Here is a 12,108-nt window from a genome sequence, read left to right as displayed (position 1 = left end):
GTGAACTATTTCAAGGTCATATGGCGGCTGATTGCAGTGGAATTGGTCTATTCTTGCTTCTGGGTTGCGGCTGAGTCTAATAGACCTATCCACAAATAAACCTCAAAATAGCTGAAACCCTTACATAGCTGACTTTTTAGCTTATATAAAACAGGAACCTCTAAAACCCTCTCCAGAGCTAGGTTTCAGCCAAATAAAGTTCTCATTTCCGGATAAGTCTAATGCATAAGCTAATTTCACTCATTCCTAACTAAATAATGATGGCACGCATATACTCCGCTATCCTTAAACGGGGTTTCTTTACAAATACTCTTCATATAAATAAACAAGCAAAATCATGAAACTTCTTAAATTAGTAAATATGTTCCTGTTAACAGGAGCATTTGTAAGCGCTCAGACTATTATCAGCATAACTTTTTCACAGCCTGCTGCCTCACAGTCCACTAATCGCAGTAAAGCGATTGAAGTACCATTTAAAATTTGCAACTCATCCGAAACATGGGTGCGTCCTACTAAAGCAGAACAAATGAAGTTTCTGCTGTCGTCGATGAACGCAAGATATAATGATCTGACTCAGAACCCTGAGCGTTATGAAAGATGGTTGAGCTATAATATTTATTCGTTTACAACTTTTGGTGGTAGTTCGTTTTTTGATTATCATTATCTTGCGGGTTTATGGACACCCAGCGGTAATCTTGAATGGCAATGTGGTGAATCCTCAAGGAATAAAATTAACACTGGAGAGATAGCTGAAGTCTGGGTTTTGCTGTACAGAGTAATAAGTATTAAGTGGGTAGGCAATCACTATCTTATGGTAGTTAAGCCTACAAAAAAAGGTCTTCAATATATTCAATTATCTAGACAAGAGCATCAGGATTCACTTCCATTAAAAGTCGTTCCTGAAGACGGTAGTGAGATAAAAGTGTTACCCTTATCACCCAAAAGGTCGTATTATTAGGACTTAGGCATCGTACATAAGTACTATATGCAATTTAAGAGACCTCTTGCATAAATGCTTAAATTGTCATATTGAGCCGAGTGATACATCTAGTGAGATTCTTCTCTCCACCGCGTTCTGCTCAGAATGACATGCCTGATTTTGGGACTTTTGCAAGAGGTCTATTATCCATCGCTGAGGTCGCTTCATTTAAAACCTAAATGGGCGGATTTTTCAAGACTGCACGCTACAAATTAATAACAATATAATTTTGACTTTTTTTAGAGATATCTATAATAAAAGGGCTTTTCCCCTCAGGCTCTTTGAGGTTCCGGGTATTATGCTTAATTGCCCGGATATCATATCACATCAATGTATGTATCAACAAATTGTGTATGAGAGTTGAAACCGAATATGGCAATCTCAGATATTCTCGAAGAACCACAACGTCTGGGACGCTTATTTAGTGGACTGCGTGGCGATTTGACGGGAGGATTGACAGCAGCAGTGGTAGCCTTGCCTTTAGCTTTAGCTTTTGCGGTGGCAAGTGGAGTAGAACCAAAAGCTGGACTTTACACGGCGATTGTAGCAGGAATAGTCGCGGCAATTTTTGGTGGTTCCTCAGTCCAGATTACAGGGCCAACAGGTGCAATGGCTGTGATTTTGGTGGCAATTGTCGGCAAGTACGGCATTGAAAAAGTTTGGATTGCTGGGGTGATGGCTGGAATTATCCAGATTGCCTTGGGGGTTGCCAAACTTGGACAGCTAGTTAAGTTTATTCCCTATCCAGTGACGGCAGGCTTTACCAATGGTATTGCCGTGATTATATTTTGTGGTCAATTAAATAATTTCTTTGGTTTACAACTACCGCGTAGTGAACATTTTCTGCCGGGACTTTGGCAAAGTGTAAGTCATGTAGAAGCTTTAAACTGGGCTGCTGTTGGGTTGGCAATGGTAGTGATTGCAACCACGGTTTTGTGGCCCAAGATTAATTCTACAATACCAGGTTCTTTAATGGGGTTGGTGTTGGCAACAGCGATCGCTACTTATTTCCATGTGCATGTACCCACAATTGGCAGCATTCCACAATCTTTACCGATGCCCCAAGGCATTCCCCACTGGAATAATTTTGGCTTGATTCGGGAACTGATTAATCCCGCTTTGGCTTTAGCAGCACTGGGAAGTATTGAATCGTTGCTATCGGCGGTGGTGGCTGATGGGATGACGGTGAGCGAAAAACACAATAGTGATCGCGAATTAATTGGTCAAGGATTGGCAAATATCATTGTGCCATTTTTTGGTGGCATTCCTGCAACAGGTGCGATCGCTCGGACTGTTATCAATGTCCGTTCTGGCGCTAAAACCCGACTATCTGGGGTAATTCACGGCGTTGCCTTAGCGATTATTGTTTTAACTTTAGCACCCCTAGCAGCACAGATTCCTTTAGCAGCACTTGCTGGCATTTTGATGGTAGTTAGCACGCGGATGATTGAATGGAAAGCGATTGGTTTATTAATGCGTGCTACCTACTCCGACTTTGCTGTGATGATTCTCACCTGGCTAGTGACAATCTTGTTTGACTTAGTTCTGGCTGTAGAAGTGGGATTGATTGCAGCTGGAGCCTTGTTCATCAAACGGATGAGCGATTTAAGCCTAGTCAAAATACCTGAAACCGAAGTATTTCCCCCTGGTACTCCTCTAGAATTAGGTAAGGAAATTGCCGTTTATCGGGTAGATGGGCCCGTATTTTTTGGTGCTGCTGAACGGTTTGCTACCTTCCTCCGCCATGAACCGGAAGTGAAGTATTTAATTTTACGGTTGCGGTTTGTGCCAAATATGGACACAACTGGGTTAGTAGCCTTAGAGGATATTTATCACGACATGGAACGGCACAATTGCCGCTTAATTCTCACAGGTTTACAACCCGGAGTCAAACAACTACTAGAACGTTCAGGATTGTTAAAAACAATTGGATTATCAAATTGTTTTGAAACAACGACAGATGCGATTTGCTCTATCTCTCCTCAGATTGCAGAATGTTCTCTACCTGTAGCGGCTGATTTGAAAACAAAAGAATTAATGGAATTAAATGAAGGGTAAAACCTTGGTTAATCAGCTATTTTAGACTTGTGTGTACACTGTAGGCAGGCTCTTAGGGGAGACAACGCGCAGCTTTGGCTCTTTGGGGTTCTTCGGGTTTAAGAACTAATCAAGCGGATATAATATAAATCGCACATCGCCTGATATTTGGTTGTTTCAACCATTGCGATCGCATCCTCTAATATTAGGTTGAATGACTTGACGATCAACAAAAATAAGCATCATGGGCATTATCAGCTTCGGCAGCATAAATATAGACTTGGTAGCAACAGCACCTCGGTTGCCAGTCCCAGGAGAAACGTTGCTAGGAGAAGACTTTTTTCAAGTTTCGGGAGGTAAAGGAGCTAATCAAGCCGTAGCATTAGCAAGATTGAGAATTCCTACCCAAATGGTGGGGCGTGTGGGTGCAGACAGTTTTGGTGTACAGCTTGTCAACAATTTGCAAGCATCCGGTGTGCAGATTGACAATATTTTTGTGGATGAAACTGTTAGTTCTGGAGTCGCCATCATCGCCGTCAATCATGCTGGTGAAAATCAAATTATTGTAATTCCTGGTGCAAATGGGTGTGTCAATCAAGAAGATGTAGAACGATTGTCCCATTTATTACCAGATGCTACAGCACTGCTTTTACAATTAGAAATTCCGATTACTGCCGTGATTGCAGCCGCTAAAGCCGCCAGAAAAACCAAAATAACCGTAATTCTCGACCCTGCACCCGCACAATCTGATTTCCCAGATGAACTTTACCCGTTGGTGGATATTATCACACCGAATGAAGTTGAAGCAGCGCAGTTAGTCGGTTTTCCTGTGGATGGAGAAGAACAAGCAGCCAAAGCAGCTGGAGTTTTATTACAACGGGGTGTGAAATGTGCGATCGTCAAACTGGGTGCTAAAGGTGTTTTTTGTGCCACTGCTGAGGAAAATTTTTTTATACCAGCGTTTCCAGTTCATGCAGTTGACACAGTAGCTGCTGGTGATGCTTTTAATGGCGGCTTAACAGCGGCACTTTTTGAAGGACTTTGTTTACATCAGGCGGTTGTTTGGGGTGCCGCCGCCGGTGCTTTGGCGACAACAAAATCAGGCGCACAAACTTCGCTACCGGATAGGTTTACATTTGATGCATTTCTTAGGGAAAGGGAAGTGGGGAGTGAGGAGAGACGCGATTAATCGCGTCTGTACTAGGGACTGGGGGAAATGAGGCTTTCAAGGTAGGTATTTAAAAAAGATATTAATTAGCGAATTATGAATTATAAATTTCAGGGTTAATACAATAAACTAGACGATCGCCTGTCAGTCCAGCGATTAAGTTAGCGATCGCCATTGTTGCCATTTTTGAGCGCGTCTGGCGGCTGGCACTACTAATATGAGGTGCAATAATTAGATTATCTAAGGTCAACAACAGGCTATCGGTGGGAATCGGTTCTGGTTCGGTGACATCCACAGCCGCACCGGCAATTTCACCACTTGCAAGGGCACGATACAGAGAATCTGGATCTACAATAGTTCCCCGCGCTGTATTAATCAAAATAGCCGATCGCTTCATCAACTCAAATTGGCGATCGCTAATCAGATGATAAGTATCATCAGCAGATGGTGTATGCAGTGTCACAAAGTCTGACTCTTTAAGTATGTGTTCCAACGTAGCAAACTCCACACCTAGAGATTGTTCTAATTCTGGCTTGCATCGTTGCCTACTCGTATACAAAATCTGCATTTCAAATCCTTTGGCACGACGAGCTATCGCCTGACCAATGCGCCCAAAACCCACAATCCCTAAAGTAGCACCTGTAACATTTGACCCCAATAACAAGTCTGGTTCCCAAGTCTGCCATAACCCTGCACGAGTAAACCGATCTGCCTCCACGACTCGCCGCGCAGCTGCCATCAATAATGCCCAAGTAAAGTCTGCGGTAGCATCAGTTAACACACCGGGAGTATGACCCACGGGAATCTGCTGTGCAGTAGCGGCACGAATGTCAATGTTATCGTAACCCACCGCCATTTGACTGATAACTTTGAGTTTCCCAGACTCTATCAGTTGCCGATCAATTTGGTCAGTCAGCAAGCAGAGCAATCCATCTATTTCCTTGACTTTTTCTAGTAAAATTTCGTAGGGAGGGGGTTGGCGTTCTGGCCAAACTTCCACATTAGCGAGCGAGCGCAGTTGCTCCAATTCGATGGGCAGGCGACGAGTGATAAAGACTTTAGCTTGAGGCATATTGTTGATCCTCCAACAAATTAGATGCCTAAAATGCAGCCCTCAAATCCAGACGAGGGCTTGGCATTTTTTTGCTAGATATCGGCTCAATCCCTTCTACCCACGAGCAAGCGTAATCTGGGCAGCGTCAAAGTCTTGTAGCCGAGTCATGTTTCCACTGTTCTTATCTATGCTATACACAGCATTAGGTGTTTGATACCTCATCCCTCCAAAGGCGAGGAGTTGACCTGTTGCAGAGCAAACCAAGCTTTGTAAGCCATTATTCCATGCTTCACCATTAACTTTCAATTGTCCCAGTTTGATCGGGTTTTTTTGATTTGAATCTAGCTGTACCAGAGTTGTACTACCATCGAATCCAACTAAAGAGGTATAGAGTTTTCCATCTGGGCACTCAGCTAGATTACTGACTCGCTCATCCTCCGGGAATTTAACCTTAGTAATCAAACTGATCTCTCCTGTTTGAAGGTTAATATCTACCAATCTGATTGGTGGTGTACCGTTCTTCTTACCTACTAAACCGATGAGTCGCCCATCATTAGTGCCTAGCAAGCTCCCAAGCTGTTGATTCTTTTTAAGTCCTGAGACTATCAAAGTTTTGACAGGTGTACCCAAAAATGTAATGCGAGTAGGTGTCGCCTGTTTCTTAGTAGTGCTAACAGGAGTAACGGCTACGACAAGTGTGCCATCGCTTAAACTAGTGAAGCCACTCAATATCTCATCAGAATCTACTAAAGGTGTAAGGTGATCGGCAGGTTTGCTATTCCTTAAAGAAGTCAAGTCACTCAATATCTGATTAGGCTCTACTAAAGCTGTAATGCGATCGGCAAGTGTGCCATCACTTAAAGAACTGAAGACACTCAATGCCTCATTAGACTCTACTAAAGCTGCATCGCGCTCAGCAAATATCTGAGAGGCTAGTGGAGTTAGAAGTTGAGTTTTTCCTGAAACTAAGGATTGCAAAACAAGTCCTAGTCCTACAGGCTTAATATCTGTGAGTACAGTGTTTGTGTTTGAGTCAGTGCTGTCTAATTCAGTGGTGTTTACCTCTGGAATAACGGTTTGGTCACTGCTGATGATAGACCCAGAATCTATACCAATAATTTTTAAACTTGGTGTTTGCGCCAAAGCTTTGTTAGTTAGATAAGTAATTCCAGATACTACAGTTCCAGCAACTGCCAACTGGGCAAATTTTCGACGTGATAGCTTGTAACTCATATTTCCACTCCTAGAATTTAGGTAAAGTGCAGTGTATTGAACATAAACGCGTTAGGAACTGACAAAAAAAATATTCAACTACTGATTGTGGGGTGGATGTCTCGAATCTCTTAGCCCAAGGCGGGCTTTTCGGCCCACCCCACAAGATTGAATAATTTATTTGTTGGAAATCCCTAAAGCTAAGATAATTGTGTCCAGGTTGCTACTGAGGGTGTCCCATTGTTGTCACTAATAAAAAGCATGTACCAGCCTGGTGGTGCTATGTTTCGATTATCTGTTAGGGTGACACTCAGAGAAGTAGCGGTTCTAGAACTAATCGGTACATCCACTAACCTTTGTTCTGTATCGCAGGAATGGGTGGTTGCCATTGGTCTAATCAGACTAACCCATTTAATATTCGCAGCCTGGGGTGTCTGAATCGTAAATTGCAGCCCGTAGCTCAATGTTTGAGGAGCGCTGTTAATGATTGGTCGTGACCGCGACATATACGCAGGACTGTAGATTTCTAATCGCAGTTCATTGACCCTGCGCTTGGGATTACCTCCAGCTGTGGCTACCCTACCATCTGGCAGGAGCAAGGCTACCGAGTGATATACGCGGGGGACATTTTGTTTAGCTACTGGTGTCCAGGTATTTGTGGCTGGATTATAGATTTCTGCTGGCAGCATTGATCGTGTTATGTCCTCATTTATTGTGCTACCATTGCAAACAAACACTGTCCGATCGGGCAACAAAACTGCGCTGTGATGCTTGCGAGCATATTTTAGATACCTTGATCCTACGTAAGTTGGATTAGTAGCTTTTAGATTTACAATATTCACTCTGGATGTTGCCGTATTACCTAAATTACCCCCACCAATAATCATCACCCTTTGGTCTTGTGCCGGTGGTAAAAGCACACTCGCAGCTTGATCACCGAAACCTGGGTCTTGCAGCCCTAGCACCGCTTTTTCTGTAATGGATTGTGTAAATGTCCCTGGCAGGGTTAGTATCCTTGGCATCAATCCACTGTTGCCCATATGACCACCTGAATAAAAGAGGTTTCCACTACTTAGTAGAAACAGATGTGCGTATGACTGGAAGTTACTAGTTATTGGAAAAGCGTTCCAACCATTTGCAAATGTAGAAGAATAAATTTCTGGTTGTTTGTTGAGATTGCCATCTTTATCTGATCCAGTCACTGCAAATATCCGACCACTGCCTAGTGTTAACAAAGTAGGATACCAGCGGCCATTATTCATTGATGGCTTCTTGACCCATGTCTCGGTAATCGGATCAAACGTCAGAGCAGAGAATGAACCACAAAATGGATCGTAGCGCAGAGTTCCACCCGCAACCATCAAAAGACCATCAGGGGTGAACGAGTGACCGGAGCAAAAAAGGTCAATAGGTTGATTATTACTATCCAATGGAGGCGCTTGATTGGAAAAGGTTCCCTTGTTTACATCCCAGACCACACTGTCATAGGGAGTATTTGACCGATTGGGATCATTACCTGAGCCACAGAAAAAGAATACCTTACCAGTACGAAGTAGAGCGGCATGTATAGGTAGGATTGGAGCACTGTACGGCAATACTTCCCATTTGTCTGTGGTAGTAGCCTGAGCTATGAAAGTTCCTAAATCCGTTTCTTCTCGAAAGTTAGTCTTGTTATTTGGCTGAGTCACTTTATTTACAATATTCCTATGTAACTTTTATGTAATTTATTCCTAAACTTATAACTTTTTTCCGTTTAGTTAGTGTTAAGATGTGATGTTTTTTATAAAAAGGTAATGTAAAATTAGTTTTGTCAATAGTAATTACACTGTTAATTCTTAATAAGTCTGAGCATTTAATTACGCCTTAAGTTAGTTTTTTGGGGTAAGGATGAACGATGCTTTTAAATATGATCTGTAGACGCAAAGATAATTTTGAGGGTCAGTTTTCTTTAACTCATAACTTTGAAAGCTGCTTGCCATTGGGCATCGCAGGCTGAAAAGTTGTGTTTCTGACCTCGGTTTTTGACTAGGTTTGAAACACTATTACTTATTAACAAATAGTTGATAACTTTAACTTATTACTAATATTCTAATGTAAGAAAGGCTACATAGACACAAAGATGTAACTTGAACGACAATTAGCTTAAAGCTGAGAGATGTTTTGTAATCAACATGAGACAAAATACAGGCAAAGCGTAGTAAAGTAAAGTAGTAAAACTCAGAGTGGGTTGTAAGCAGGGAAACCTACTCAGTAGAAACAGTGGTAACGTCAATCCCTCCCAAAGCCAGATTGTCGCCATGAGCAACTCAACTCCGATGGATGACGAGAAAAATCTCTCAAAGAAAAAGGGCAAGACACTCCCTCCCAAGCTGATCATTTGGCTGGGAAAGTATGTCTGGACAACTATGTGGCAGCTCATGATGTCAAAGCTTGCTCCCAGCAATCAGTCGGGCGCGTATATTCGTCCTAATAGCCAGTTTCGGAAGTTCATTGGTACAGAGTCAGGGAATCCTTACCCACCAGCAACGGGGCGCTACAAACTCTATGTTGGGCTGGGCTGTCCTTGGGCGCACCGAACCCTGGTTGTGCGATCGCTCAAAAAACTCGAAGCGGTAATATCAGTGTGTATCGTCTCTCCTTCTCCCATTGAAGGCGGTTGGATATTCAACCAAGAAGAACAGGGTTGTCGCACACTAGCAGAATTTTATCAGCTCGCAGAACCTGGCTATAGTGGACGCGTCACAGTTCCAATTTTATGGGATAACCAAACAAAAACTATTGTCAATAACGAGAGTTCAGAGATTATCGTGATGCTGAACTCTCAGTTTAACGAGTTCGCCAACAATCCGACGCTAAATCTTTACCCAGAAGAACTCAAAGAAAAAATTGACTGGTGGAATGAGAAGATTTATCACGCGGTAAATAACGGTGTGTATCGCTGCGGCTTTGCCCAGAGTCAAGAAGCATACAATCAAGCTTGTAATGAACTGTTCGCAACTCTTGATGAGATTGAGATTGCATTGCAAAATAGTCGATATCTGTGTGGGGATAATCTCACACTCGCAGATGTTCGTTTATTCACAACGTTATTTCGGTTTGATAGTGCCTACTACGGGTTGTTTAAGTGTAATCGGCGGCGAATTCGAGACTATCAGAATCTGGGACCTTATCTACGTGATCTATATCAGCTTCCAGGTGTTGCTGACACCTGCGATGTAGAAAGTGTGAAGCGGGACTACTACGGCAACCTATTCCCACTTAATCCGGGCGGGATTATTCCCGATGGCCCTGATATGTCTGATCTTTATCAACCACATGGTCGCGATCGCATCGGCAAAGTGAATGCTTCATAAGGTACATTGAAAACTGATACCTTGATGGCTGCATTCGGGAGTTGGTGTAATGTGAACCAGATTAATCGAGTTGCAATTGTTGGTGGAACTCATGGCAATGAGTTTACAGGGGCCTACCTAATCCAAAAATTTGCCCAGTTTCCCGATTTAATTATTAGACCAAGTTTTGAAACAGTCACTCTGTTAGCAAATCCTAACGCTTTTGCGGCGGGGAGGCGATATGTAGAGAAGGATTTAAATCGCTGTTTTATCAAGCAAGATTTACAAGATCCGACTCTGAACAGTTACGAAGAATTGCAAGCTAAATCAATCCAGAACACCCTAGCATCAAATGCGGATAAACAAGTAGATTTCATCTTAGATTTGCACAGCAGTACAGCTAATATGGGTCTGACAATTATTTTGGTAAACAGTCATCCCTTAAACTTGAAATTGGCTGCTTATCTGAGCCATGTTAGCCCTTTGGTGAGGATTTATCGCTGCTCTTTTAAATCAATTGAAGAAAACCCATTTGTAAATTCCCTGTGCGAATTAGGCTTTGCGATCGAGGTTGGCCCCATTGCCCAAGGTATATTAAAAGCGACGCTGTTCCAAGAAACAGAGGAACTTGTTTATGCGGTTCTGGACTATCTAGAACAATTTAATCAGGGTCAAACTTCATCAATTAATCAAACGTTGATTCTTTATGACCATTTATCAGTTGTAGACTATCCAAAAAAACAGGATGGGACAATCTTTGGAATGATTCATCCAGAGCTTCAAGACAAGGATTATCAAGCCTTAAACCCAGGAGATCCAATTTTTATCACATTTGATGATAAAACAATTATTTATGAGGGAAAATCTACCGTTTGGCCTATTTTTATTAATGAGGCAGCTTACTATGAAAAGGGAATTGCAATGTGTTTGACTCAGAAGCAGCAAATAAATATTTAGTAAACTGTGGCGTAAGTTTACCTACCTTTAACGAGTTGCTCAAGCCCATAACATTATAATAATTTACGCTTAAAATTGTCCAAAGATTCAAACTAATAATGCAAACCAAGCGAACATTAAACAAACCAATAGCCAGTCTTTCTTTAGATTTGGATAATATTTGGTCTTATCTAAAAAATCAGGGCGCTCCGGGTTGGGAGACTTTCCCTTCTTACCTGGATATCGCAGTACCTCGTTTCTTAGATATTCTTCAGCAATGGGATTTGACAATCACAGTATTCATTGTCGGTCAGGATGCAGCGCTGGAAAAGAACACCAACGCATTACAAGCGATCGCTAGGGCTGGTCACGAAATAGGCAATCATTCATTTTACCATGATCCTTGGCTACATCTGTATTCAGAGGATGAGATTGAACAAGAGGTAGCGATCGCCGAAGAACATATCAAGCGCGTCACTCATCAACATCCTATCGGCTTCCGGGGGCCTGGATACAGTTTTTCTCCTGCGGTATTGAAAGTCTTAGCACGACGGGGATATGAATATGATGCTTCGACTTTTCCCACATTTTTGGGGCCAATAGCACGAGCTTATTATTTAATGACTTGTAAACTGAGCAAGGAAGAACGCAAGAAACGCAAAGCCTTATTTGGCGGTTTCAAAGACGGTTTGCAGCCTCTAAAAGCTTACCAGTGGCACATGGGTAAGGATAAACTGATTGAGATTCCCGTTACCACCATGCCAATTTTCAAGGTGCCAATTCACTTCAGTTACATAATGTATCTGAGTACATTTTCTTCGGAAGTGGCGTTACTCTACCTGCGAATTGCCCTGTGGCTGTGTAAACTTACACGCGTCCAGCCTTCTTTGCTACTCCATCCTACAGACTTTTTAAGTCAAGAGGATGTGCCAGAACTATCATTCTTTCCTGGTATGAGTGTCCCCACCTACAAAAAGCTGGCAATAGTGAATAAAAGCTTAGAACTTATATCCAGTCAGTTCAATGTTTTGACTGTTGGACAACACGCCAAATTCGTAGCCGGTGCCCGTCAACTGCCTGTATTAGTGCCTCAAAAAAGGTAATATCAGTCCAATTTGTATCCTTAATTACAAATAAAATAAACTTTGACCTGTTTTTGAGAAGGAGAAAAGAGTGTTGGCAAAAAGATAAATTTATTTTTATAATAGTTCCCTATTGTAATGTCTTTATTAAAAACCTCTGGTGATATTCCTTCCGCAGAGGTTATTTTTATAAGATGCGATATCTAATCAGATTTTTTAATACTTGTCTATGTTTGGAATAACAGCCAGTTCTCTTGAAACCAGATGACATTTGCTAGCAAGAATGTGTAAAGTAAGTGAGTGCCCGT

The 12,108-nt window shown here is 42.2% G+C and carries 9 protein-coding genes; 6 read left to right on the top strand and 3 right to left on the bottom strand.

The window, feature by feature from the left end; translation table 11 throughout:
• Positions 1-337 precede the first annotated feature (337 nt).
• From PUQ00_RS04005 to rbsK, 3 genes are all read left to right on the top strand, one after another.
• A complete protein-coding gene (locus tag PUQ00_RS04005) occupies positions 338-958 on the top strand; it encodes a hypothetical protein (protein ID WP_300413412.1) in 621 nt (206 codons plus the stop codon).
• A gap of 393 nt (positions 959-1,351) precedes the next feature.
• On the top strand, positions 1,352-3,037 hold the full coding sequence (locus PUQ00_RS04000; protein WP_300413410.1) for a SulP family inorganic anion transporter: 1,686 nt from the start codon (positions 1,352-1,354) through the stop codon (positions 3,035-3,037).
• A 223-nt stretch (positions 3,038-3,260) separates the two neighbouring features.
• A complete protein-coding gene (gene rbsK / locus PUQ00_RS03995) occupies positions 3,261-4,205 on the top strand; it encodes a ribokinase (RefSeq protein WP_300413408.1) in 945 nt (314 codons plus the stop codon).
• Between the two features lie 73 nt (positions 4,206-4,278).
• Here rbsK and PUQ00_RS03990 read toward each other — a convergent pair whose 3' ends face one another.
• The 3 genes from PUQ00_RS03990 to PUQ00_RS03980 form a co-directional block, all read right to left on the bottom strand.
• Positions 4,279-5,256 carry a D-glycerate dehydrogenase gene (locus PUQ00_RS03990; RefSeq protein ID WP_300413406.1) on the bottom strand — a complete coding sequence of 326 codons (978 nt, stop codon included), beginning with the start codon at positions 5,254-5,256 and terminating at the stop codon, positions 4,279-4,281.
• A gap of 96 nt (positions 5,257-5,352) precedes the next feature.
• The gene (locus tag PUQ00_RS03985) at positions 5,353-6,471 is read right to left on the bottom strand and encodes a hypothetical protein (RefSeq protein ID WP_300413404.1); all 1,119 of its coding nucleotides are present in this window, start codon (positions 6,469-6,471) and stop codon (positions 5,353-5,355) included.
• Between the two features lie 179 nt (positions 6,472-6,650).
• Positions 6,651-8,138, bottom strand: coding sequence for a galactose oxidase-like domain-containing protein (locus PUQ00_RS03980; protein WP_300413402.1), 1,488 nt, complete (start codon positions 8,136-8,138; stop codon positions 6,651-6,653).
• Between the two features lie 609 nt (positions 8,139-8,747).
• Between PUQ00_RS03980 and PUQ00_RS03975 the strand changes: the two genes are divergently transcribed.
• From PUQ00_RS03975 to PUQ00_RS03965, 3 genes are all read left to right on the top strand, one after another.
• Positions 8,748-9,803 (top strand): glutathione S-transferase family protein, encoded by a 1,056-nt coding sequence (locus PUQ00_RS03975; RefSeq protein WP_300413400.1) that lies wholly within the window; start codon positions 8,748-8,750, stop codon positions 9,801-9,803.
• Between the two features lie 51 nt (positions 9,804-9,854).
• The gene (locus PUQ00_RS03970) at positions 9,855-10,739 is read left to right on the top strand and encodes an aspartoacylase (RefSeq protein WP_300413398.1); all 885 of its coding nucleotides are present in this window, start codon (positions 9,855-9,857) and stop codon (positions 10,737-10,739) included.
• Positions 10,740-10,837: 98 nt separating this feature from the next.
• Complete coding sequence (locus PUQ00_RS03965) at positions 10,838-11,821, top strand: polysaccharide deacetylase family protein (protein WP_300413396.1); 984 nt, start codon at positions 10,838-10,840, stop codon at positions 11,819-11,821.
• Positions 11,822-12,108: the final 287 nt, after the last annotated feature.

This window comes from Nostoc sp. S13 (assembly GCF_029379315.1).
Taxonomy (GTDB): Bacteria; Cyanobacteriota; Cyanobacteriia; order Cyanobacteriales; family Nostocaceae; genus Nostoc.
Note: the sequence above shows the minus strand (reverse complement) of the source record. Positions and strands in the feature narration are given on the sequence as shown.

Bases quoted from the DNA above. Each gene is read 5' to 3' on its own strand.
- rbsK (WP_300413408.1), top strand. From the start codon at position 3,261: ATGGGCATTATCAGCTTCGGCAGCATAAATATAGACTTGGTAGCAACA.
- PUQ00_RS04005 (WP_300413412.1), top strand. From the start codon at position 338: ATGAAACTTCTTAAATTAGTAAATATGTTCCTGTTAACAGGAGCATTT.
- PUQ00_RS04000 (WP_300413410.1), top strand. From the start codon at position 1,352: ATGGCAATCTCAGATATTCTCGAAGAACCACAACGTCTGGGACGCTTA.
- PUQ00_RS03985 (WP_300413404.1), bottom strand. From the start codon at position 6,471: ATGAGTTACAAGCTATCACGTCGAAAATTTGCCCAGTTGGCAGTTGCT.
- PUQ00_RS03990 (WP_300413406.1), bottom strand. From the start codon at position 5,256: ATGCCTCAAGCTAAAGTCTTTATCACTCGTCGCCTGCCCATCGAATTG.
- PUQ00_RS03975 (WP_300413400.1), top strand. From the start codon at position 8,748: ATGAGCAACTCAACTCCGATGGATGACGAGAAAAATCTCTCAAAGAAA.
- PUQ00_RS03965 (WP_300413396.1), top strand. From the start codon at position 10,838: ATGCAAACCAAGCGAACATTAAACAAACCAATAGCCAGTCTTTCTTTA.